Genomic DNA, 22,247 nt, shown 5'->3' on the forward strand with positions numbered 1-22,247 from the left:
AATTACATCGTATTTCTTTTCTTAAAGGGCCGAATAATTAATCGTGCTTCCCTATCAAAACGCACATAATTGTAGACCCAATTAACAAACACCACCATTCGGTTTCTAAACCCAATTAGAAAGAATAAATGAACAAACATCCACACGTACCAAGCAAATACACCTTGGAATTTCCAGTTTTTTAAATCTACAACTGCTTTATTTCTTCCAATTGTTGCCATGGCCCCTTTATCTTTATATGAAAAAGGTTTAAGCGGTTTATTTTCTATTAAATTCAATAGATTATTTCCAAGTTGTTCCCCTTGCTGAATAGCAGGTTGTGCCATCATGGGCAAACCATCAGGACATTCATCTGTTCTCATACAGGCAATATCACCAATAGCAAAAATATGTTCAAAACCTTTTACTTGACTATATTGATTTACTACTATCCTGTTGCCTCTAGTAACATAATCTTCGCCATCTACCCCTTTAATAGTAGCGCCTTTAACACCAGCAGCCCAAACTAAAGTTGCAGTTTCAAAAGTTAAATCTGTGTTAGTTGTAACTGTTCTTCCATTATAATTGGTAACCCTAACATTTTTCCAAATATTAACCCCTAGTTTTTCCAGAAAATCCTCTGCTTTTTCTGAAGCCTTTGCACTCATACCCTTCAAAATACAATCTCCAGCTTGTATGATATGAATCTGTGCCAAACGCGTATCTAAGTCAGGGTAATCCTTAGGCAAAATACCCTTTTTTATTTCAGCTAATGCGCCTGCTAACTCAACACCAGTAGGCCCTCCTCCCACAATTACAAAATTCATCAGAGCGTTTCGTTCATTTAAATCTGAAGTTAATAGGGCATCTTCAAAATTTTCAAGAATTAAGCTTCGTAAATTAAGAGATTGTGGTATGGTTTTCATAGCCATACTGTACTTTTCGATTTCAGAATTCCCGAAATAATTAGTGCTTGAACCAGAGGCTATTACTAAATAATCGAACTTTAGAGTTCCTATATTGGTCTTGAGTTTATTTTTATTGGTATCTATGGACTCAACATTAGCCAATCTGAAATAGAAATTAGGAAAATCTTTTAAAATCTTCCTAATAGGGTAAGCAATAGAATCTGGCTCCAATCCCCCTGTAGACACTTGATATAATAAAGGCTGAAACGTATGATAATTGTGCTTATCCAGCAATACCACCTGCACCTCTTGCTTTGAAAGTTTTTTGGCTAAAGCTACCCCAGCAAAACCGCCGCCAATAATCACAATTCTAGGGAAACTTGTTCTTGGAATATTCATATAATTATGCTTGCATTACAAAGGTAATAAATCGCACAAATTTTATAGTGTTCTTAATTCTTTATTCGATTTCGATTTTGTAAATTTGCTGCTTAAATTTTAGCACATGAGTAAATACGATATTATAGTACTTGGAAGCGGTCCAGGTGGTTATGTTACGGCAATAAGAGCCTCTCAATTAGGTTTTAAAACTGCCATTGTTGAGAAAGAAAGTTTAGGCGGTGTTTGTTTAAATTGGGGTTGTATTCCAACAAAGGCACTATTAAAATCAGCACAAGTATTTGAATATCTGAAACATGCAGAAGATTACGGTTTAAAAGTTAAAGATGCAGAACACGATTTTGATGCTGTTGTAAAACGTAGTCGTGGTGTTGCTAATGGTATGAGTAAGGGTATTGAGTTCTTGATGAAAAAGAACAAAATTGATGTTATTAGTGGTTACGGTACTCTTAAACCAGGCAAAAAAATTGATGTAGATGGAACTGTATACAGCGCAGACCACATCATTATTGCTACTGGAGCTCGTTCTCGCGAACTACCAAGTTTACCACAAGACGGTAAAAAGGTTATTGGTTATAGAGAAGCTATGAGTTTAGAAAAGCAACCTAAGAAAATGATTGTAGTTGGTTCTGGTGCAATAGGTGTTGAATTTGCTTATTTCTACAACTCTATAGGTACCGAAGTTACTATCGTTGAATATTTACCAAATATTGTTCCAGTTGAAGACGCCGATGTATCTAAACAATTAGAACGCTCATTTAAAAAGAACGGTGTTAAAATCATGACATCTGCCGAGGTAACAAATGTTGATACTTCAGGTAAAGGGGTTAAAGCTACAGTTAAAACTAAAAAAGGCGAAGAAATACTTGAAGCTGATGTTGTTTTATCTGCAGTTGGGATAAAAACAAACATTGAAAATATCGGTTTAGAAGATGTTGGTATTGTAGTCGATAGAGATAAAATTTTAGTCAATGATTTTTATCAAACCAACATTCCAGGATATTATGCCATTGGTGATGTAACTCCAGGTCAGGCATTAGCTCACGTTGCTTCTGCAGAAGGTATTTTATGTGTAGAGAAAATTGCAGGCATGCATGTTGAACCTATCGATTATGGAAACATCCCAGGATGTACCTACTGCTCACCTGAAATTGCATCGGTCGGTTTAACCGAACAACAAGCGAAAGATAAAGGCTTAGATATTAAAGTTGGAAAATTCCCATTCTCGGCATCTGGTAAAGCTAGTGCTGGAGGGAATAAAGATGGTTTTGTAAAAGTAATATTTGATGCCAAATATGGCGAGTGGTTAGGATGCCATATGATTGGTGCTGGTGTTACCGATATGATTGCTGAAGCTGTAGTGGCCAGAAAACTAGAAACTACAGGACACGATGTTTTAAAAGCTGTTCACCCTCACCCAACAATGAGTGAAGCAGTTATGGAAGCTGTGGCAGATGCCTATGACGAGTGCATCCATATATAGCCCCTCCTAACCTCCCCAAAGGGGAGGCACACTTACTCTTGGGTAAACAAAATATTTAAAAACAAAAACGGTTTATAAATTTTTTATAAACCGTTTTTGTTTTTTTTGAATATATGAGTGGAATACCTCCCCTTTGGGGAGGCCAGGTGGGGGCTTACAAAAAGCTTTCCAAGGCCAATTCATAACTCTGTAATCCAAAACCAAGAATAACACCTTTTGCATTAGGAGAAATGTAAGATTGATGTCTAAACTCTTCCCTTCCAAAAGTGTTAGAAATATGGACTTCAACAACGGGTGTTTCAATTCCTTTAATGGCATCACCTATACCAATAGAAGTATGTGTGTATGCACCTGCATTTAAAATAATCCCATCAAAATTAAAACCAACTTCATGAAGTTTATCTATAAGTTCCCCTTCTATATTGGACTGAAAATAATCAAAAGTCACCTCAGCATACTTTTCCTTTATCTCGTCTAAAAATTCAGTAAACGTTAAACTACCATAAATATTTGGCTCTCGTTTTCCCAATAAATTTAAATTAGGTCCGTTAATGATGGCTATTTTTTTCATGTGATAAATATATCTAAATTTTGGGCATAAAAAAAGGAAGCCGTTATGCTAACTTTATAAAATAAATAGTTACTACCTTTACTTATTATGAAATGGGAACATGCCATAAAAGACTATAAACTATTCCTTAAGATAGAACGAGGGTTATCCATAAACTCTATTGATAACTACTCAAGAGATGTTAGGAAATTGGTCCATTATCTAGATACAAATGATATTGACAGCACTCCTATTTCAATTTCAGCAGACATTATTAAACAATTTATCTACGAAATTGCTAAAAATGTTAATGAGCGGTCTCAAGCAAGAATTATTTCTGGGCTAAGAAGTTTTTTTGATTATTTAATATTCGAGGATTACCGAAAAGAAAACCCACTTGAACTCATCGAATCTCCCAAAATAGGAAGAAAATTACCAGACACCTTATCTGAAGAAGAAATAGACTCCATAATCAATGCTATAGACTTGAGTAAACCCGAGGGCGAACGAAATAGAGCTATGCTAGAAACTCTTTACGGTTGCGGACTTAGAGTTAGTGAACTTATTAATCTTAAAATATCCGATTTATTTTTTGATGAAGGTTTTATAAAAGTTACAGGAAAGGGAGATAAAGAACGTTTTGTGCCTATTGTTGATACCACAAAAAAATATATTAATATTTACCTTAATGAAATTAGGGTACATATTGGAGTTAAACCTGGTTTTGAGGATACGCTTTTTTTAAACAGACGGGGTAAACAGCTTACAAGGGTTATGGTCTTTACAATTGTAAAGCAACTTGTTGAAAAAATAGGTCTTAAAAAGAAAATTTCCCCACATACTTTTAGACACTCTTTCGCTACACACCTACTTCAAAACAACGCAGATTTGCGTTCTATACAGCTCATGTTAGGCCATGAAAGTATTACCACTACCGAAATATATGTGCATGTGGACCAAACCCATTTAGCTAGAGTTGTAGAAAAATATCACCCTAGAAAATAAAAAAGCCCAGAACGTACTGGGCTTAAATTATAGATTCCTGCTTATGCAGAAATAACTAAGTATTATTTAGCGATATTAACCGCTCTGGTTTCTCGTATAACTGTAACTTTAACCTGACCAGGATATGTCATGTCTGTTTGTATTTTTTGTGAAATATTGAATGACAAATCAGCTGCTTTATCATCGTTTACTTTTTCACTTTCAACAATAACACGTAACTCTCTACCCGCCTGAATCGCATAAGCTTTCTTTACACCTGTAAAACCAAAAGCGATATCTTCTAGGTCTTTTAAACGTTGAATATAACTGTCGAGTACTTGGCGACGTGCACCAGGACGAGCTCCAGATATAGCATCACAAACCTGAATAATTGGTGCTAGTAATGATTTCATTTCAATTTCATCATGGTGAGCTCCAATGGCATTACAAACATCGCGTTTCTCACCATACTTTTCTGCCCATTGCATACCTAAAATAGCATGTGGTGTTTCCATGTCTACCTCTGCATCTGGTACTTTTCCGATATCGTGTAATAAACCAGCTCTCTTGGCAAGTTTTGGGTTTAGCCCTAATTCTGCTGCCATAACCCCACAAAGTTTAGCGACTTCACGAGAATGCTGTAACAAATTCTGTCCGTAAGAAGAACGGTATTTCATTCGGCCTACCATTTTAATCAACTCAGGATTCAAGTTGTGAATACCCAAATCTATAACTGTACGTTTACCTACTTCTATAATTTCTTGGTCTATTTGCTTTTTGGTCTTCTTTACAACTTCTTCAATGCGCGCAGGATGAATCCTTCCATCAGTTACTAATTTATGTAAAGATAAACGGGCAATTTCCCTTCTTACAGAATCGAAACAAGACAGAATGATAGCTTCAGGAGTATCATCTACAATAATCTCAACTCCTGTTGCAGCTTCTATAGCACGAATATTTCTACCTTCACGCCCAATAATACGTCCTTTAACATCATCAGATTCAATGTTAAATACAGAAACACAATTGTCTACTGCTTCTTCGGTCCCAATACGCTGAATGGTGTTTATAATGACTTTTTTAGCCTCTTGCTCTGCAGTAAGTTTAGCTTCTTCAAGAGAACTTTGTATAAATGCCATGGCATCATTTTTGGCCTCCCCTTTTAAAGATTCCACCAACTGTTCTTTAGCTTCTTCGGCAGATAAACTAGAAATGACCTCTAGCTGTTGTACTTGACTTTTATGAAGTTTATCTAGTTCTTCCTGTTTTTTATCAAGAACATCAAGTCTATGATTGTAATCTTTTATTTTATCATCTAGGCTCTGATTTAACTTTTTGTTTTTGGAAAGCTCACTAGAGACTTGAGATTCTTTATCTCTTGTTCTCTTTTCAGCCTCGGCCATTTTTTTGTCCCTAGACAGTATTACTTTTTCATGTTCGGCTTTAAGTTCAATAAACTTTTCCTTAGCCTGAAGAATCTTATCTTTTTTTATCGTTTCTCCCTCACTTTTAGCTTCTTTTAAAACTAGAGAGGCATTCTTTTTTGCTTCTTTAATTATTTTAGAAGCCTTACTCTTCTCGAGTGATTTGGCAATGACAAAACCTATCAATAGGCCTACAACTGCCGCTCCAATAATTAATATAATTGGGTTATCCATCTTTCATTTAGTTGATTTATAAATATAAAAAAAGCCTACACCGGTATAAAGTTTTGTATAAACTCCTTAAAAACAAGTTTAGGGCTAACAAGCTGATCAAGGATCCTCTAACTAGGAGGCCTGCTTTTACAACTTAAACTCACCCTTTTTAAAGAATTAACGTTGAGTTTATCAAAAAAAATAACCAATGTAGGCAGTAACTTTTATTATTTTAAAGAACGCTTAAGAATTTAAGTGTGAGTGTAATATCTCATTTAATTCTTTGAGTTTTACTTCTACGTGTTCGTTTACGTTAGCTTTATCTATAGATTTTTGTTCTACTTGAGAAGCGAACTGCAAGGCACACATAGCCAACACATCTTGTTTATCTCTTACAGAGTAACTTTGCTCAAACTGTTTTATCATATAGTCAATGTTCTTGGCAGCTTTACGTAAGCCTTCTTCTTGACTTGCCTCTATAGTTAAAGGATAAACCCTATTGGCTATAGATAGCTTTATTTTAAGCTTTTCTGACATTGAACCTTAATAACATTAATCTGAAAGCTGAGCTATACAGTAATCTATCTCTCTAATTAATGCGTTTATTTTGAGCTTAGTTTCTCTTTTATTATCGTCACTACCAAGTATGGAATTTGCTATTTTGAGCGCTTCATATTTTTCTTCCCAGTGTCTCAATTGCTGATTTTGGTCTTGAATCTTTTCCTTTGAAGCTTTTAATTCTTTGTTGAGATTTAAGTTAGCTTGTTTATAAAACTCTAATTTGTGTAATACTTTGCTAATTTTATTCTCTAGAGAATCTACAATATCTTCAATACTACTCATTTACCAAATCCAATACTTACCTAGCAAAGTTAACATACCTAACCCTAAATTACAATTGTTTTATGATAAATTTTAAAACACACTCAATATCACCTTTTTAAAAACAATGGCTTGATTTTTGTCTCATGCTTTGCATATTCATATCAAATTAATATTTTAGCCATAACACTTACTTATGAGATTATTTCTGGTTTTATTTTTCCTCTGTCCACTCTTGTCGAATACCCAAAATAATTATCCTCAAGACTATTTTAGGAGCCCTTTAGACATCCCTCTTATTCTTTCGGGAACTTTTGCAGAGCTACGATCTAATCATTTTCATTCTGGAATAGACTTAAAAACACAACAACGTGTAGGCCTTAATGTGAAAGCCTGTGCTGATGGATTTGTAAGTAGAATTAAAATTTCCAACTATGGTTACGGCAAAGCTATTTATGTAACCCATCCTAACGGTTACACTACTGTTTATGCGCATTTACAAAAATTTGAACCTGAAATTGAAGCCTATATAAAACAACAGCAATACAAAAAAGAGTCTTATGAAATAGAGTTGTTTCCAAGTGCAGATACTCTACCCATAAAAAAAGGACAACTTATTGCTTACTCCGGTAATTCTGGAGGTTCTGGTGGCCCTCACTTACACTTCGAAATTCGGGACAACGCACAGCGCCCTGTTAATCCTATGCTTTTTGGCATAGACATAGCAGACACCAAAAAACCTTTTGTAAAATCGCTATATGCGTACCCGCTAGATAACAATACCTTCGTAAACAATTCCAACGAGAAACAAAAACTAAGATTAATTCCCATTGAAGGAGGAAATTATGTGGTAGAAAGCATCAAAGCCATAGGGAACATAGGTTTTGGAATTGAAACCAATGATAGACAAAATTTAGCTTCAAACTCAAATGGCGTATACAATATACAATCTTTTGTGAATGGGAATAAAAACTTTGAACTGGACTTTAAGCGGTTTGCTTTCAGTGAAACGAAACATATTAATCAACTAATCGATTATGAACATTATGCTAAAAAAAAACAGCGTATACAGAAGTTATATCGCGTAAATAATCCGTTGAGTATATACAAATCTGTATTAGATGAAGGTGTAGTTTCTATAAAAGATAGTGCCTATGTAGTTTATAAAATAAGAATCACAGATTTTAAGGACAATGAAACTTGGGTTACCCTAAACGTAAAGGGAACTAAAAAGGCCGTTGCTAAAGCCAAACAACCAAAAACAACGCCATATTATATAAATGTTAACCAAGACATAAACCTTAAAAAAGACAATGTAACTGTAGATTTTTATAAAGATACTTTCTATGAAGATTTTTACCTCAATTTTGAGGTTAGTAATGATACGCTTACTTTACACAAAGATGTAAAAGCAGCTAAAAAAAGTTTTAACATTAGTTACGACATTAGTAAATACAATGCTAAAGACAAAAGTAGTCTCTACATTGCTCGCCTTCTAGGGTATAACAAGTATCCTTCTTACACATCCACAAAACGAGAGGGTGATTTGTTAAAAGCCCGAACTAAAACACTAGGAACATTTGCCCTAGCATTGGATACCATCAATCCAACCATAAAACCTGTTAACTTTAAAAATGGGCAATGGCTAAGTAAGTATCGTTACTTAAAAATAAAAATCGACGATAAAGAATCTGGAGTTTCAAAATATAGAGCTACCATTAATGGGAAGTGGATTCTGATGGAACGTAACAACTATACAGATAATACCATAACCTTCGATTTTAACGATGGCATCGTAACCGATACCAAGAACATTTTAAAAGTAATTGTTACCGATAATGTTGGAAATAATTCTACTTTTGAAGCGTTGTTTTACAGAAAATAAACACTAACGGCCTTTGAAACCTAAATTTCTACTTTCTCTAACGCTATTTTTCTCGATAATTAGCACTTGTTTATCACAAACAGCAACCATAAGAGGTGTTATATTAAATGAAAACATACAACCTATTGAAGGTGTAAATATTACAGCAGATAAGTTAGGGACTCAAACTAACAGTAACGGTTTCTACGTTTTGGAAATTCCTTCTAACAGCGATGTAAAAATAGAGTTTACACACATATCGTTCAAAAAAGTATCCAGTGTATTTAATTTAAAAAACGGTGAAGAATTAGAGTTTAATCCAGTAATGAAATCTGAAATTGAACAAATCTCCACAGTAATAATTAATACAAAAAGAAGAAAAGAAGTTGAAGGAATCATTACGCTTCAACCAGAGGTTATTAGAAAGATTCCCGGAGCACAACCAGGTGTAGAAAACTTATTAAACACTCTTCCTGGTGTTAATATTAGTAATGAACTTAGTACCCAATATTCTGTTAGAGGTGGTAATTTCGATGAAAATTTAGTTTATGTAAACGATATTGAGGTTTACAGACCATTTCTAATTCGTTCGGGGCAGCAAGAGGGACTAAGTTTCGTAAATACCAATCTTGTTCAGAATGTAGAATTTTCAGCAGGAGGATTTCAAGCTAAATATGGGGATAAATTATCTTCTGTTCTCGATATTACTTACAAAACACCCTACCAATTTGAGGTGAATGCAGATTTAAGCCTATTGGGAGCAAGTGTTTCTTATGAAAATATTAGTGCAGATTCTAAATTTACGAGTATCATAGGTGCTCGATATCGCGACAATAGCTTACTTGTAAATGCTAGGGAAACAGAAACTAATTTCAATCCAATTTTTGCAGACTTACAAGCCTATCTTACCTATAAATTCACAAACAAGTTCCACTTAAGTTTTCTTGGAAACGCCTCTTTGAACAAATATAATTTTGAACCGGAAACCCGACAGACAAACTTTGGTACCCTAAGCGACCCTGTTGCGCTATTAGTGTTTTATCAGGGGCAAGAAAAAGACCAGTATCAAACTTACTTTGGAGCTTTAAAAGGCACCTACTTTGCCAATGATGATTTAACCCTGAAATTAATTGCTTCTACTTACTACACTTCAGAAGAAGAGTATTTCGATATTTTGGCGCAGTACAGATTGGGTCAAGTAAATACTAATATTGGTGATGAAAATGTTGGCGAGGTAGAGTTTAGTGAAGGAATTGGTAGCCAACTCAACCATGGTAGAAACGATTTAGATGCCTTAATAACAAACATAGAACACAAGGGAGATTTTAAAATTGATGATAATAGAATTGAGTGGTCTGTTAAGTATACTAACGAAGATATAAGAGACCGCTTAGTAGAATGGGAAGTTATAGATTCTGCTGGATTTTCAATAAGACCACCAAGAACAACTCCGGTAAACGAGCAACCTTATATTCCGTATAGCGGACCGATAGAACCTTTTCAAAATGTAAGAGCCACAAACAACACTCAAATAAATAGATTACAGGCCTATGCACAATGGAGTAAACGTTCCACTCTAGGCCAGAGTGAAGTCTGGTATAATGCTGGTGTTCGTGTTCACAACTGGTCTGTAAAAGGTGATGGCATTAGTTCTTCCAATCAGACTGTTTTTAGCCCAAGGGGGCAATTCACCATAAAACCAAAATGGAAAAAGGATATGTTGTTTAGGGCTGCAGCTGGTTTGTACTATCAGCCACCGTTCTACAGAGAACTGCGAGATGCCACCGGTACTGTTAGGCCAAATGTAAAAGCACAACAATCTGTTCACATTGTATTGGGTAATGACTATAGTTTTAAGATGTGGAATAGACCGTTTAAACTCACTTCCGAAGTTTATTATAAGAACTTGTCTTACGTAAACCCTTATACCATCGAAAATGTTCGTATTAGATACAGAGCCAATAATAGTGCTACGGCTTTTGCCTACGGATTAGATATGCGACTCAACGGAGAGTTTGTTCCTGGTACCGAATCTTGGTTTAGTTTCGGGTACCTTAAAACCGAGGAAAATATTAACAATAGAGGGTTTATACCAAGACCAACAGACCAACGTTTAAAGTTTGCTGCTTTATTTCAGGATTACGTACCTAACGTACCCAATTTAAAAATGTATTTAAATTTAGTCTATAACACTGGAGTTCCTGGTGGTTCACCAAGTTATGCAGACCCTTACGTTTTTCAAAGTAGATTACCCGATTATAAACGTGCAGATTTTGGACTTCAATTGGTATTAGTTGATGACGATAGACAGTTTAAGCGTGGTTGGAAAAAACCATTCAAAGAGCTTACATTAGGTCTTGAGATATTCAATATTTTTGATGTTCAGAACTCTATCACCAACACTTGGGTACGAGATGTTGCCAGTAAAAGACAATTTGCTATTCCTAATTTTTTAACACCAAGGGTGTTTAATGTACGAACAACAATGAGGTTTTAATAATTAGATGTATCATGAAGAAACTTGTAATAACGATATGTTTTATATTATGCTTTACAGGTTTATCTAATGCTCAAAAAACTCAATTCAAAACAGGTAAACCCTCAACGAGAAATTATTATACTCAAGTTACTTACGAGGATGTAAGAGGGAAAATGATAATTCCAGTTTCTATCGATGGTGAAAATTATCGTTTTCTTTTTGATACCGGGGCTCCAAATATATTGTCCAAAGCCTTATGGGATAAAATTGGTTCCAAGAAAGTAAAAAACCTTTCCGTTTCTGATGCCAATCAAAAGAAACAAAAAATGAAACTGGCAGTCATCCCAGAACTTAAGATTGGTAATATAACATTCAAAAATACCAGCGCTTTGATTTTTGAAGGCAAGAATAATCTCGTTTTTGAATGCTATAAAATTGATGGTTTCATTGGAAGCAATATTTTAAGAAAGTCAATAGTTCAAATTCGTTCTAAAGAACAATTGCTTATTCTAACCAATATGCAGAATAGGTTAAATCTAGGTCAAAATAAACCTTCAGAATTAATGCTTAGAGGAAACCAAAGTAGTCCGTATATAAAAATCAAACTTAAGGGTGAGGATATTGGTACTGAAAATTTATTGTTCGATACAGGAGCTAGCGGATTTTACGATTTAAGTAAGCAGAACTACAAAATTTTAAATACTAAGAAAATTACAACCCTATTATCTAAGGCTAGTGGTTCTTCAAGTATTGGCATGTTTGGCATGGCAGATAAAAGTGAACAATATAGGCTACTAATCCCAGAAATAACCATAAACAATCATGTCTTTAAAAATGTTATAACAGTAACGGGAAACGATAATAGTTCTAGAATTGGTTCTGATATTTTAGATTTCGGTATACCAACCTTGAATTTTATCACAAAAGAATTTTACTTTGAAACTTATAACTCTGAAAACGATTTAAACGAAAGGCTATTCGGGTTTGATCCAACCGTAGAAAACAACAAATTGGTGGTTGGATTTGTTTGGGATGAAAACCTGAAGAAAAAAATATCTTTTGGAGATGAAATCATAGAAATAAACGATACTAATTTAGAAAACACCGTCGTTTGCGATTTCATAACCAAAACTTCTGTTTTTAGGGAAAAAGACACTATAAATATGACAGTTAGAACAAAAAAAGGGAAAAAAATTCCTCTAATCTTACACAGAAAACAATAGACTAACCCTGATTGAAATCCTTTAAAATCCCAACCACATAATCAATATCTTGCTTGGTATTGTAAATACTAAACGAAAATCTAACGGATGGTTTTTGCATATCCTCTTCAGATAGAATTTCATAAAGCACATGGGAAACTTGAGCACTTCCGCTTTGGCAAGCACTCCCCTTGGAACAAGCCACACCTTTTAAATCTAACTGAAACAACATCATAGTTGCCTTTTCAGGTGGTATTGGCAAACAAACATTAACTAGTGTGTAGGTACTTTTGTTAATGTCTTCTGATTGTCCATTGAAAACAACATCGGGTATCGCTTGCATTAATTCAGAAATAAAATATTCTTTTAAACCTGTAATGTACTTTGCTTCTTGAGATAAGTTTTTTAAGGCAATATTTAGCGCTACTTCCATACCCGCGATATTATGCACACTCTCGGTACCTGCCCTAAGTCCACGCTCTTGTTCACCACCATAAATTAGTGGTTTTAACCCTGTATTTTTTCTAATGAAAGCAAATCCAATACCTTTTGGCCCATGAAATTTATGCGCAGAGGCCGCCAGGAAATCTATTGGCATGTCTTGTAAATCCAAATGATAATGTCCAACACTTTGAACAGCATCTGTATGAAACAATGCATCATTAGCTTTGCACATTGCCCCCACACGGTTTACATCTAAAATATTACCAATTTCATTATTAACATGCATTAGGCTTACTAAGGTTTTGGTTCCTTTTTTTAGATAATCCTCAAGCTGTTCGAAATCAATGTCACCTTTTTCGTCAACATCAAGATAACTCACAGTAATCTTATATTCCCTTTGAAGTTGCTCTATGGTATGTAAAACCGCATGATGTTCGATTTTAGTGGTGATTATATGATTAACACCTAAATCTCTTACCGCACTGTTCAATACCAAATTATCGGCTTCGGTACCGCCAGAGGTGAATACAATTTCACTGGCGGTAATGTTGAAATGCTTTGCAATGGCCTTTCTAGATTTTTCGACCAAAGCTTTGGCAGATCTCCCAAAACTGTGTGTTGAAGAAGGGTTACCATAACTGGTATGCATAACCTTGGCCATTTCATCAATAACCTCTTCGCGTATTTGAGTCGTAGCGGCGTTATCTAAATAAACGTTTTTCATAAAAACTATCTAGGATTTTAACTTTGGTGTGAACTGGAATAATCTAAACCGATAAATTAGACCAAAAATACTTGAAATAAAATTATTATCCATAACCAGCGTTATAAATAACAATTCTATTATTTTTGCTCTAAAAATTACCCCATGCGTAAATTACTTCTTGTTTTCATTTCTGTATTTTTTGTTGGTATTTTTTCATGCGACGACGGCGATATTATTACTTTCAATCTTGATTTTGGTGATGAATTCCTTGCCTGTAACGGAGTAAATAATTTGGTTATTTACAAGATAAAGGAAGACCCTGCAGAATCTATGTCTGTTCTTATATCTAATTATTCGAAAGAAGATTTATTAAACGTTGTAGATAATAATGAACTCGTAGAATCTAAATCAGGGACTTTTAATTACAGATCATATAACAATGAAAGTGTTTCCAATTTATTTTGTAATGATGTGCCTCCCTCTGATGTCATGATTACTCGAGACGAAGAAAGCTCTTGTAATGTAACAGTAAGAACCGTATTAACAGAAGATGATGAGGATTCTATACCTGCTAGTCTTGAAAATCAAGACCCTAATGGTGATGGTATATATGATGACGCTCAAGATACCGATGGCGATGGATTACCAGATTATTTAGATATAGATGATGATGGGGATAATGTACTAACCGATGATGAAAACCCCGACCCAAATGGTGATGGTGATTTAAGTGACGCCCAAGATACCGATGGTGATGGTACGCCAGATTATTTAGATACCGATGACGATGGTGATGGCACCTTAACTAGAGACGAAGAAAAAGGGGACCAAGACCAAAACCCAAATAATGATATTTCTATTGAAGGTGCCGGACCTGATTTTTTGAACAAAGACATTAAGGATGTACTTCCTGCGGTTGGATACAGACAACATTCTTTTAGAAAAACATACTTAGTGACTATAATTTTAGAAAATGTTAAAATAAATGAGGCAGTAATCGAATCATTAGATTTCGGGATATTAAGAAGCGATAGCGCAACTAACTTTACCGAAACAATAACACCCGATTTTAATTAGAATTTGTGTTCTGATAAATATAAACCTCAGTTGCTCCCTGTCCGTATTTTTGATAATTAGCATCGTAGAACTTTAAGTTATCGTATCTCCCAAAAAGATACTCAAGTTCTAACTTTAACACCCCTTCGCCTACACCGTGAATAAAAACAACTTTTTGGATGCGTTTGTTTATAGCAAACTCCAATTGTCGTTTAGCAGTATCAAGTTGTAAAGTAAGCATATCGTGATTACTCATCCCTTTGGAAGATTTAATCAATTTACCAATGTGTAAATCTACTTCCATGGTGGGCTGAAAACGCTCTTTTGACTTTACCTTAGGTTGCGTTCTCCGTTTTGATTGCTCCTTCTCTGAAACAACTTTATTTAAACTGGTGTGAGAGAAAATATCATTTTTAAATGAAGCTGGTTTATTAATCACTAAAGCATCATATTCAAAACTAAGCTCAAAACCATCCTCAGTTTCGATAAATACTGTATTACCAGAAACCTTTTTTACGATTCCAGACAAATCTTCATCTAAAACAGAAACCGAATCACCAATTTTAAACTTCATCTTCTGTGTTTGTTTCATTATAGCTTTCACACTCATTCTTACTGGGAATTGTTCTAGAAATTCTATAAATCCCAATCATTAGCAAAACAATGCCAAGTATTAACAAATACGTATTCTGATCATCGGTATTGTTGGCATACAACGATATTACTGCTCCAATAACCATAAGAAAATAATTTATATACTTCATGAAAGATTTTTATAACTCCTAATTAATTTTAAAATATCGATTAAAAACATTTTTTATCGATAAATTGTATTATTTGTAAGATTTTATTATATTTGTAACCAAACCTAACAAACTCTCACAACCATGCCCCTAAAGCTCTCAATTCTCGTATTGCTATTTCAGGTCATATTAAAACCGCCTATTGCAAACAAAAGTATAAACTCAGACGAAATAATCGCAGATAACTTTTACGAAAAATCTACTCAAAGCCATAATGGTATTAAAATAGTTTCGGAAAATAACGTTCCATATTTTACTTTATTAACACCAGCTCCCCTTCGTATAGAATCCTTAACTATTTTCGATTTAAGTGGTAAACAATTATACAGACGAAGAAAATTTATAATCAGGAGACGAGAAAAAGTACCCACGAGAGGACTTAAAAAAGGGATTTATTTAGTACAAATAGAAACAAAAGACCAACCATTGTTTTCTAAAACAATACTGATTAACAACTAATCTTGACTATAGTCCATACTTACTTTTGATATTCTTCACCATGAAGTATTTATGGCATTTTTATTAGACTATAAAGGTGTAAAAGTGATTTAGCATCAAGTAAATCAGGTAATAATATAATATCTTTTATATTTTTAGCATAAAATACCTTGTAATGCTATCTCCAGAAGAACATATGCTACCTTGCTTAAACAAAAAACTATTTGGTTTTGAATGTTTTGGTTGTGGTCTACAACGCTCTGTTGTTTTAATTTTTAGAGGTGAATTCGTTGAAGCATTTCATATGTATCCTGCTATTTATACACTAATAATATTATTTATTTTAATTGGCATTAACTTCTTTAAACTTTATAAAATCTCTACAAAATTAATTACTGCTATAGCATTGTTAAATGCTGTTATAATTATTTGTAGTTTTATAGTGAAAAACTTTTATAACTGATAAAATTAAAAATATGGAACAACAAAAATTACCTAACGCAACACTTGTACTAGTATTTGGAATAATATCCATAGTAGGGTGTTGTTTTTACGGTATTGGAATTATTTTAGGGATTGTGGCTTTAGTTTTAGCTTCTAAAGCCAGTAAAGTTTATGCTGAAGACCCAGATGCTTATTCTGGAATTCAGAATGTTAAAATTGGTAAAGTGCTCTCCATTATTGGTATTATTTTAAGTGCACTGTATTTAATTTTAATTATTTGGATGGTTATGACCTTTGGATGGGAAGCTATGCAAGACCAACAATTAATGCAAGAGCGAATACAAGAAATGATGGGGCAATAATTCCCTTGAATCACTATAAAGAAAAAGCGACCAAATGGTCGCTTTTTTTATGGTTCAAATTGCGTTAATGTTTTTGTTATTATATCAATACACTCTTGCAATTGTTCTCTATTCATTACCAAAGGTGGTGCAAATCTAATAATGTTACCATGGGTTGGTTTTGCCAATAAGCCATTATCCCTTAGAGCTAAACAAATATTCCAAGCCGTATCGCTGTCTTCGGTATCGTTCACCACAATAGCATTTAAGAGCCCTTTTCCTCTAACGAGATTAACTATTTTACTGGTTTTAATATAAGTGTTTAATTCGCTTCTGAAAACTTTACCCAGTTTATCGGCATTGGCCGCTAAGTCTTCATCTTTTACAACCTCTAGGGCAGCTATGGCAATAGTGGCCGCTAAAGGATTACCCCCAAACGTACTGCCGTGTGTTCCCGGGGTCATAACATCCATAATCTTGTTATCTGCCAAAACTGCACTTATCGGGTAAGCGCCTCCACTAAGAGCTTTACCAAGAATTAAAATATCTGGCCTTACATTTTCATGGTCTACTGCTAAAAGCTTGCCCGTTCTGGCAACACCAGTTTGAATCTCATCTGCAATAAACAACACATTATACGCTTCACACAGGGCCTTAGCTTTAGCTAAAAAGCCTTCTGAAGGTACATAAACACCTGCTTCACCTTGAATTGGTTCCACTAAAAACCCACCTACATTTGGATTGCTTTTTAAAGCACTTTCTAATTCTTCCAGATTATCGTAATCTATTTTAATAAACCCATCAGAATAGGGTCCGAAATTTTTATTGGACGTACTATCACTAGAAAACGAAACAATAGTAGTCGTTCTTCCGTGGAAGTTATTGTTGCAAACTATAATCTTGGCTTGATGTTCTGGTACACCTTTTACCTCATAGGCCCATTTTCTACAAACCTTCATAGCCGCTTCAACAGCTTCAGCTCCTGAGTTCATTGGTAATAATTTTTCAAAACCAAAATACTCACAAGTATACTTCTCGTAAAGCCCCAGTTTATCGTTGTAAAAAGCTCTGGAGGTAAGAGTAAGTTGTTGCGCCTGTGCAGTCATAGCCCCTATAATCTTAGGGTGACAATGTCCCTGGTTTACAGCGGAATAAGCCGACAGGAAATCATAATATCGTTTTCCGTCTACATCCCATAAATACACACCTTCTCCTCTACTTAAAACTACAGGAAGTGGATGATAGGTGTTAGATCCATACTTATTTTCTAGTGCTATTGCTTGTTTCGATGTTAACTTTTGTAACACAGCCATTTTAAAAAAATTTAAAGGTTGAATACCAATATTTAGAATACAGGTATTGTCTATAAAGACATTAAATAATTAAACCTCGTAAAACGAGTAAATAACCATTCCTGCTCTACCTTTATCCTTTCGGAGGACTCCGAAAATTCAGCGTGGGAGAGAAATCATCCCTGGATAGGCCTGCAAGTTAACAAATAATACGCTGTTTTTTTCTAAAATCTATTCAGTAATTTTGGTAGATAACGACGAAATTTGAAGCTCTAACCTTTTAATTTCTCGAGTTAATGCATTTCTATGCATTTGCATCCACAGGTATATTTTTATCATACTGATATATAAAAAGCACACTAAAACACCGCCAACCCAGAGGATTAAATCGTTGGTTTTTTCGGCATCAAACGTTTTTATGATACAATATATCAACAAACCAAAAACAATAGCCGTCATAAAGTTCATAACAATAGCTAACCAAGAGTTTTTACCTTTAAACAGTCCGCCCAACATTTGAAAAAGATTCTGCTCATCTAATTCATCATAAAATTTCGCTTCCTCTTGCGTTAATGTCTCTTTAATTAATTTATCAATGTCTTCTTTATTATTTTTCATATGTTCTATGTTTTAAAATGTCCTTTAATTTTTCTCTGGCATGATATAACCTCGACTTAACCGTTCCTTCGGAAACATCGAGTGCATTACTTATTTGCTTCAGCGAATATGATTCTGAATAAAACAACCTAATTACCATTTGTTGGTTTATGGGCAGTTTTGTTATGGCGCTTAACACATCTTTTCTAAGTGCCTCCCTTTCATCCTCTAAATCATTATTTTCGGTTTCCTCACCATGTGCATACGTTTTTAATCGGTCTTTAGTTTTATTTTGGCTTTTAACCCAATCAAAAGACTTGTTACAAACAATTCTCAAAGACCAGCTTGCAAATGTCTTTGGGTCTTTTAATCCAGATATCTTTTCAATTATGGTCTTCCATGTATCTTGTGCAATATCTTTAGCCACTTGCTTGTCCTTCACAATCCAGTACGCCTTGTTACAAAAGATTTTGTGCCACCTTTTAACCAATTGTGCCAATGCCAAATCATTTCCAGACTGATAATCTATTACCAATTCTGCATCAATGCTGTAATTGTTTTTGCTCATTAAAAAAGCCTGCTTTTAACTTAAGGACGACAAATGTCTCTAAAGGTTCATTTTGGGTTAAAGAATGTTCTAAAAAATTAAAGAAAATAAATTTTATGACCTTTTAAAGTTAATGGAAAATTACCGTAATATTTTTATGGCTATTACTATTTTTGCAGCATGCCAAGAAGAGAAAGAAACAAGTTTGTAAAGCGCGGAGAAATTATAGAATTGCTTATAGAAGATTATGCCTTTGGTGGTAAAGGTATAGGTAGAATAAGGAACGAACATGGCGAATTTATTGTCTTTGTACCCAATACTATTCCGGGGCAAACCGTTAAAACCCAAATAAAAAAATCGAGCAAGAAATATGCTGAAGGTAAACTTTTAGATGTCATTTCTAGATCGGAAGATGAAACCGAAACCCCTTATCAAGATATTCCGGGAGCACCGTATATTTACTTGCCCATAGAAAAACAGCACAATTATAAACTCAACAGTACAATAGAGCTTTTTAAGCGTATAGGAAAAGTAACGGATATTGAATCTGTTTTCGATGAGTTTGTAGGTTCTCCAAATACATTCCATTACAGAAACAAAATGGAATATGGTTTTTCGGCTATTGGTTATGACCGTAACGAAAAAACAGATATTGATGCTTTTACACTTGGTTTTAAAAAACGAGGCACCTGGTGGTGTGCCGAAAATCTTGATAAGGATAGCGGCCTCTTCGATGCCGATGTAGAAAACCAACTCAAAAAAATAAGGAGTTACTGTGAGCAAACTGGTTTAGCGCCTTGGCACGCCCCTAGAAAAGAAGGGTTCTTCCGTTATTTTATTGTTAGGAAGTCTTATAAAACCAACAAACTGCTTTTCAACTTGGTGACTACATCTTACGATTTACCTAAATTCGACCTAAATGCCTTTGCCAATTATTTAGTAGAATTATTTGGCGATAGAGTTGCTGGTTTTTTACACACCATTAACGATGAAATTGGAGATAGAACCATTGCTACGACAGGAAGTATTAAATTAATCTACGGAGATGATAAGATTGTAGAAGAGTTACTGGGCTTAAATTTTGAAATAAGTATAAAGAGCTTCTTTCAAACCAACCCTAAATGTGCAGAAAAGCTGTATTCTAAGGTTGTAGATTATGCTTTAGAAAACAAGGAAGCCGTTGATAACACAGTAGTTTTAGACCTTTTCTGTGGTACCGGCACTATAGGGCAAATTATAGCCTCTAAAGCCAACAACACAAAAATTGTAGGTGTAGATATTGTAGCCTCTGCAATAAAAGATGCTAAAGAAAATGCCAAAAGAAACCGCATAGAAGGTCTTGAATTTTATGCAGCCGATGTTGGTAAGTTCTTAACCGAACATCCTCAGTATAAAAACAAAATAAGAACTATTATTTTAGACCCTGCCAGAGCTGGAATTGCACCAAAAACACTCAAAAAAATCATAAACTTAAATTCAGAACGTTTGGTTTATGTATCTTGTAACCCTGCAACACAAGCCAGAGATGTAGAACAGTTAATGTTGGCAGGATATAGCATAAAAAAAATGAGTTTGGTTGATCAGTTTCCGCATACCGCCCACATTGAAACCGTGGTATTAATGGAGAAATAGTAATTGTGTTTATATGTTTATCCGATTATCTATGTACTCGTAAAAATGAAGGTTTATTCGTTTGAAAACTTAAAAGTCTGGAAAGAATCAATAGAACTTGTGAAGTGTATTTATAATATGACCAATAATTTCGCTCCTGAAGAAAAATTTGGATTAGTAAGTCAGTTAAGAAGAGCATCTGTTTCAATATCTTCAAATTTAGCTGAGGGAACTTCGAGAAAGTCAAATAAAGATAAAGCTCATTTCACTACAATTGCTTTTAGTTCATCCATGGAAGTTTTAAACCAAATAATAATTTCCAAAGAACTGGGTTATATTTCTGAAAAGGATTATATATTAGTCCGTAGTAAAATTGAAAAAATAACTAATATGCTGAACGCTTTAAGAAAAGCTCAATTAAACGCATAAACAGATAAACGAATCAACCTATTAATGAAATATATAAGACTAGTTTTCATTCCAATTTTTGCCCTATTGATTGGAATTTCAATAAGTTGCGAAAGAGACGATATTTGTCCGGAAAGCACCCCGACCACTTCCAGATTGGTCATAGACCTATTTGATTTCAATAATCAAGAAAATAAAAAAAATGCTTTCAACTTAATAGTAGCAGACTTAGATAACAGAGTACTAAACGATTATTTTCTAACTACAAGCAATAATCTTCTGCTACCACTTAACACCAATGAAAACACGACTACTTTTAGATTGATTAAAGATGCCAAAGTTGATGATGATGGCTTTATTACAGAAGGAAACGAAGATATTTTAGTTATTAATTACACCCGAAAGGAAGTTTATGTTTCCAGAGCCTGTGGTTATAAGACTATTTTTGAAAATGTTGGCGTTGTTGTTCAAGACGATGGCGATAAATGGATTTTAGGAAACCCAATTAACTTAACCGAAAACGAACCTATTGAAGATGAAAACGAAGCACATTTTAATCTTTTTCATTAATATTTTTCTATTCACTACTGTCGCTTTTTCACAAAACGACAGTCTAGTTAATGTTGCCGATTCACTTAAGATAAAGCAAAAATACGGGCTAAGGATTTCTGGTGATATTGGCAAACTAACCCGTTCGTTTTTAGACGATGACTATACCGGTTTTGAAATAGCTGCAGATTTTAGACTCAAGGAAGATTTTTATATCGCCGGTGAAATAGGATTTGAAGAAAAAAACACAATAAACGACTATTTAGACATTACCAGTTCGGGATCTTATCTAAAAGCAGGTGTTGATATTAATATGTACGACAACTGGTTGGATATGGACAACCTTATTTTTGCTGGTTTTAGAGTGGGCGCCAGTACTTTTAGTCACGACCTAAACAGCTTTTCTGTTTATAATACCAATCAGTTTTGGGCCCCTCAGTACAGTTCAGACGTTGCACAAGAATTTAGTTCGCTTACTGCTTTTTGGGCAGAATTAATATTAGGTATGAAGGTTGAACTTTTTAATAATCTATACTTGGGGCTTAATGTACAACTCAAATTTTTAGCCTCTGAAACTAGCCCAGATAATTTTGAAAATGTATATATCCCTGGCTTTGGAAGAACTTACGATAGCGGTCGCATAGGTACCGGATATAGCTACACTTTAGGTTATAGAATTCCGCTTTACAAAAAAAATAAGTAAC

At 34.4% G+C, this 22,247-nt stretch carries 24 protein-coding genes and 1 other RNA gene; 13 read left to right on the forward strand and 12 right to left on the reverse strand.

Going from position 1 to position 22,247, the window contains the following annotated elements; all coding sequences use genetic code 11:
- Nucleotides 1-2: 2 nt before the first annotated feature.
- On the reverse strand, nucleotides 3-1,286 hold the full coding sequence (locus tag M0214_RS13725) for an NAD(P)/FAD-dependent oxidoreductase (protein WP_248723131.1): 1,284 nt from the start codon (nucleotides 1,284-1,286) through the stop codon (nucleotides 3-5).
- A 106-nt stretch (nucleotides 1,287-1,392) separates the two neighbouring features.
- On the opposite strand from M0214_RS13725, the gene lpdA reads away from it, so the two are divergent.
- Nucleotides 1,393-2,769: a dihydrolipoyl dehydrogenase gene (lpdA, locus tag M0214_RS13730; protein ID WP_248723132.1), complete on the forward strand. Its 1,377-nt coding sequence runs from the start codon at nucleotides 1,393-1,395 to the stop codon at nucleotides 2,767-2,769.
- Nucleotides 2,770-2,923: 154 nt separating this feature from the next.
- On the opposite strand, the gene aroQ is transcribed toward lpdA, so the two are convergent.
- On the reverse strand, nucleotides 2,924-3,340 hold the full coding sequence (gene aroQ, locus M0214_RS13735) for a type II 3-dehydroquinate dehydratase (RefSeq protein WP_248723133.1): 417 nt from the start codon (nucleotides 3,338-3,340) through the stop codon (nucleotides 2,924-2,926).
- An 87-nt stretch (nucleotides 3,341-3,427) separates the two neighbouring features.
- Between aroQ and xerD the strand changes: the two genes are divergently transcribed.
- Nucleotides 3,428-4,324, forward strand: a complete 897-nt coding sequence (xerD, locus tag M0214_RS13740; RefSeq protein ID WP_248723134.1) for a site-specific tyrosine recombinase XerD — start codon at nucleotides 3,428-3,430, stop codon at nucleotides 4,322-4,324.
- Between the two features lie 62 nt (nucleotides 4,325-4,386).
- On the opposite strand, the gene rny is transcribed toward xerD, so the two are convergent.
- From rny to M0214_RS13760, 4 genes are all read right to left on the reverse strand, one after another.
- On the reverse strand, nucleotides 4,387-5,961 hold the full coding sequence (rny, locus tag M0214_RS13745; RefSeq protein ID WP_248723135.1) for a ribonuclease Y: 1,575 nt from the start codon (nucleotides 5,959-5,961) through the stop codon (nucleotides 4,387-4,389).
- 59 nt (nucleotides 5,962-6,020) lie between these two features.
- Nucleotides 6,021-6,129: non-coding RNA, 6S RNA (ssrS, locus tag M0214_RS13750), on the reverse strand.
- Nucleotides 6,130-6,183: 54 nt separating this feature from the next.
- On the reverse strand, nucleotides 6,184-6,477 hold the full coding sequence (locus M0214_RS13755; protein ID WP_248723136.1) for a cell division protein ZapA: 294 nt from the start codon (nucleotides 6,475-6,477) through the stop codon (nucleotides 6,184-6,186).
- 15 nt (nucleotides 6,478-6,492) lie between these two features.
- The gene (locus M0214_RS13760; protein WP_248723137.1) at nucleotides 6,493-6,783 is read right to left on the reverse strand and encodes a hypothetical protein; all 291 of its coding nucleotides are present in this window, start codon (nucleotides 6,781-6,783) and stop codon (nucleotides 6,493-6,495) included.
- Nucleotides 6,784-6,997: 214 nt separating this feature from the next.
- Here M0214_RS13760 and M0214_RS13765 point away from each other — a divergent pair, with 214 nt between their 5' ends.
- The 3 genes from M0214_RS13765 to M0214_RS13775 are packed head-to-tail and all read left to right on the forward strand — an operon-like array spanning nucleotide 6,998 to nucleotide 12,328.
- Nucleotides 6,998-8,647 (forward strand): M23 family metallopeptidase, encoded by a 1,650-nt coding sequence (locus M0214_RS13765; protein ID WP_371873508.1) that lies wholly within the window; start codon nucleotides 6,998-7,000, stop codon nucleotides 8,645-8,647.
- A gap of 13 nt (nucleotides 8,648-8,660) precedes the next feature.
- A complete protein-coding gene (locus tag M0214_RS13770; protein WP_248723139.1) occupies nucleotides 8,661-11,123 on the forward strand; it encodes a carboxypeptidase-like regulatory domain-containing protein in 2,463 nt (820 codons plus the stop codon).
- A gap of 14 nt (nucleotides 11,124-11,137) precedes the next feature.
- On the forward strand, nucleotides 11,138-12,328 hold the full coding sequence (locus M0214_RS13775) for a retropepsin-like aspartic protease (RefSeq protein WP_248723140.1): 1,191 nt from the start codon (nucleotides 11,138-11,140) through the stop codon (nucleotides 12,326-12,328).
- A 1-nt stretch (nucleotide 12,329) separates the two neighbouring features.
- On the opposite strand, the gene M0214_RS13780 is transcribed toward M0214_RS13775, so the two are convergent.
- On the reverse strand, nucleotides 12,330-13,475 hold the full coding sequence (locus tag M0214_RS13780; RefSeq protein ID WP_248723141.1) for a cysteine desulfurase family protein: 1,146 nt from the start codon (nucleotides 13,473-13,475) through the stop codon (nucleotides 12,330-12,332).
- 144 nt (nucleotides 13,476-13,619) lie between these two features.
- Here M0214_RS13780 and M0214_RS13785 point away from each other — a divergent pair, with 144 nt between their 5' ends.
- Nucleotides 13,620-14,534, forward strand: coding sequence for a hypothetical protein (locus tag M0214_RS13785; protein ID WP_248723142.1), 915 nt, complete (start codon nucleotides 13,620-13,622; stop codon nucleotides 14,532-14,534).
- Here the strand turns inward: M0214_RS13785 and M0214_RS13790 are convergent.
- Nucleotides 14,527-15,087, reverse strand: a complete 561-nt coding sequence (locus tag M0214_RS13790) for a Smr/MutS family protein (RefSeq protein WP_248723143.1) — start codon at nucleotides 15,085-15,087, stop codon at nucleotides 14,527-14,529. The two genes, M0214_RS13785 and M0214_RS13790, sit on opposite strands and share 8 nt — an antisense overlap.
- Nucleotides 15,077-15,277, reverse strand: coding sequence for a hypothetical protein (locus M0214_RS13795; RefSeq protein ID WP_248723144.1), 201 nt, complete (start codon nucleotides 15,275-15,277; stop codon nucleotides 15,077-15,079). The genes M0214_RS13790 and M0214_RS13795 overlap by 11 nt, the downstream gene beginning before the upstream one ends.
- A 123-nt stretch (nucleotides 15,278-15,400) precedes the next feature.
- Here M0214_RS13795 and M0214_RS13800 point away from each other — a divergent pair, with 123 nt between their 5' ends.
- From M0214_RS13800 to M0214_RS13810, 3 genes are all read left to right on the forward strand, one after another.
- Nucleotides 15,401-15,775 carry a T9SS type A sorting domain-containing protein gene (locus M0214_RS13800; protein WP_248723145.1) on the forward strand — a complete coding sequence of 125 codons (375 nt, stop codon included), beginning with the start codon at nucleotides 15,401-15,403 and terminating at the stop codon, nucleotides 15,773-15,775.
- Between the two features lie 175 nt (nucleotides 15,776-15,950).
- Complete coding sequence (locus tag M0214_RS13805) at nucleotides 15,951-16,217, forward strand: DUF2752 domain-containing protein (RefSeq protein WP_371873560.1); 267 nt, start codon at nucleotides 15,951-15,953, stop codon at nucleotides 16,215-16,217.
- A 13-nt stretch (nucleotides 16,218-16,230) separates the two neighbouring features.
- Complete coding sequence (locus tag M0214_RS13810) at nucleotides 16,231-16,560, forward strand: CCC motif membrane protein (RefSeq protein WP_248723147.1); 330 nt, start codon at nucleotides 16,231-16,233, stop codon at nucleotides 16,558-16,560.
- 47 nt (nucleotides 16,561-16,607) lie between these two features.
- On the opposite strand, the gene rocD is transcribed toward M0214_RS13810, so the two are convergent.
- From rocD to M0214_RS13825, 3 genes are all read right to left on the reverse strand, one after another.
- The gene (rocD, locus tag M0214_RS13815) at nucleotides 16,608-17,852 is read right to left on the reverse strand and encodes an ornithine--oxo-acid transaminase (RefSeq protein WP_248723148.1); all 1,245 of its coding nucleotides are present in this window, start codon (nucleotides 17,850-17,852) and stop codon (nucleotides 16,608-16,610) included.
- A gap of 210 nt (nucleotides 17,853-18,062) precedes the next feature.
- Nucleotides 18,063-18,449, reverse strand: a complete 387-nt coding sequence (locus M0214_RS13820; RefSeq protein ID WP_248723149.1) for a DUF6768 family protein — start codon at nucleotides 18,447-18,449, stop codon at nucleotides 18,063-18,065.
- Entirely contained in the window at nucleotides 18,439-18,996 is a 558-nt protein-coding gene (locus M0214_RS13825) for an RNA polymerase sigma factor (RefSeq protein ID WP_248723150.1), read from the reverse strand. The genes M0214_RS13820 and M0214_RS13825 overlap by 11 nt, the downstream gene beginning before the upstream one ends.
- Nucleotides 18,997-19,155: 159 nt before the next feature.
- On the opposite strand from M0214_RS13825, the gene rlmD reads away from it, so the two are divergent.
- From rlmD to M0214_RS13845, 4 genes are read left to right on the forward strand one after another with little or no spacing between them, the layout of a single operon-like run.
- Nucleotides 19,156-20,607, forward strand: coding sequence for a 23S rRNA (uracil(1939)-C(5))-methyltransferase RlmD (gene rlmD, locus M0214_RS13830; RefSeq protein WP_248723151.1), 1,452 nt, complete (start codon nucleotides 19,156-19,158; stop codon nucleotides 20,605-20,607).
- Between the two features lie 45 nt (nucleotides 20,608-20,652).
- On the forward strand, nucleotides 20,653-21,015 hold the full coding sequence (locus M0214_RS13835) for a four helix bundle protein (protein WP_248723152.1): 363 nt from the start codon (nucleotides 20,653-20,655) through the stop codon (nucleotides 21,013-21,015).
- A 24-nt stretch (nucleotides 21,016-21,039) separates the two neighbouring features.
- On the forward strand, nucleotides 21,040-21,564 hold the full coding sequence (locus M0214_RS13840) for a DUF6452 family protein (RefSeq protein WP_248723153.1): 525 nt from the start codon (nucleotides 21,040-21,042) through the stop codon (nucleotides 21,562-21,564).
- Nucleotides 21,530-22,246, forward strand: coding sequence for a DUF6048 family protein (locus tag M0214_RS13845; protein WP_248723154.1), 717 nt, complete (start codon nucleotides 21,530-21,532; stop codon nucleotides 22,244-22,246). The genes M0214_RS13840 and M0214_RS13845 overlap by 35 nt, the downstream gene beginning before the upstream one ends.
- Nucleotide 22,247 lies beyond the last annotated feature (1 nt).

The organism is Seonamhaeicola sp. ML3, from assembly GCF_023273855.1.
Classification (GTDB): domain Bacteria; phylum Bacteroidota; class Bacteroidia; order Flavobacteriales; family Flavobacteriaceae; genus Seonamhaeicola.

Coding starts and splice junctions, on each gene's coding strand:
- M0214_RS13725 (WP_248723131.1), bottom strand. CDS start 1,286: ATGAATATTCCAAGAACAAGTTTCCCTAGAATTGTGATTATTGGCGGC.
- lpdA (WP_248723132.1), top strand. CDS start 1,393: ATGAGTAAATACGATATTATAGTACTTGGAAGCGGTCCAGGTGGTTAT.
- aroQ (WP_248723133.1), bottom strand. CDS start 3,340: ATGAAAAAAATAGCCATCATTAACGGACCTAATTTAAATTTATTGGGA.
- xerD (WP_248723134.1), top strand. CDS start 3,428: ATGAAATGGGAACATGCCATAAAAGACTATAAACTATTCCTTAAGATA.
- rny (WP_248723135.1), bottom strand. CDS start 5,961: ATGGATAACCCAATTATATTAATTATTGGAGCGGCAGTTGTAGGCCTA.
- M0214_RS13755 (WP_248723136.1), bottom strand. CDS start 6,477: ATGTCAGAAAAGCTTAAAATAAAGCTATCTATAGCCAATAGGGTTTAT.
- M0214_RS13760 (WP_248723137.1), bottom strand. CDS start 6,783: ATGAGTAGTATTGAAGATATTGTAGATTCTCTAGAGAATAAAATTAGC.
- M0214_RS13775 (WP_248723140.1), top strand. CDS start 11,138: ATGAAGAAACTTGTAATAACGATATGTTTTATATTATGCTTTACAGGT.
- M0214_RS13780 (WP_248723141.1), bottom strand. CDS start 13,475: ATGAAAAACGTTTATTTAGATAACGCCGCTACGACTCAAATACGCGAA.
- M0214_RS13785 (WP_248723142.1), top strand. CDS start 13,620: ATGCGTAAATTACTTCTTGTTTTCATTTCTGTATTTTTTGTTGGTATT.
- M0214_RS13790 (WP_248723143.1), bottom strand. CDS start 15,087: ATGAAGTTTAAAATTGGTGATTCGGTTTCTGTTTTAGATGAAGATTTG.
- M0214_RS13795 (WP_248723144.1), bottom strand. CDS start 15,277: ATGAAGTATATAAATTATTTTCTTATGGTTATTGGAGCAGTAATATCG.
- M0214_RS13800 (WP_248723145.1), top strand. CDS start 15,401: ATGCCCCTAAAGCTCTCAATTCTCGTATTGCTATTTCAGGTCATATTA.
- M0214_RS13805 (WP_371873560.1), top strand. CDS start 15,951: ATGCTACCTTGCTTAAACAAAAAACTATTTGGTTTTGAATGTTTTGGT.
- M0214_RS13810 (WP_248723147.1), top strand. CDS start 16,231: ATGGAACAACAAAAATTACCTAACGCAACACTTGTACTAGTATTTGGA.
- rocD (WP_248723148.1), bottom strand. CDS start 17,852: ATGGCTGTGTTACAAAAGTTAACATCGAAACAAGCAATAGCACTAGAA.
- M0214_RS13820 (WP_248723149.1), bottom strand. CDS start 18,449: ATGAAAAATAATAAAGAAGACATTGATAAATTAATTAAAGAGACATTA.
- M0214_RS13825 (WP_248723150.1), bottom strand. CDS start 18,996: ATGAGCAAAAACAATTACAGCATTGATGCAGAATTGGTAATAGATTAT.
- rlmD (WP_248723151.1), top strand. CDS start 19,156: ATGCCAAGAAGAGAAAGAAACAAGTTTGTAAAGCGCGGAGAAATTATA.
- M0214_RS13835 (WP_248723152.1), top strand. CDS start 20,653: ATGAAGGTTTATTCGTTTGAAAACTTAAAAGTCTGGAAAGAATCAATA.
- M0214_RS13840 (WP_248723153.1), top strand. CDS start 21,040: ATGAAATATATAAGACTAGTTTTCATTCCAATTTTTGCCCTATTGATT.
- M0214_RS13845 (WP_248723154.1), top strand. CDS start 21,530: ATGAAAACGAAGCACATTTTAATCTTTTTCATTAATATTTTTCTATTC.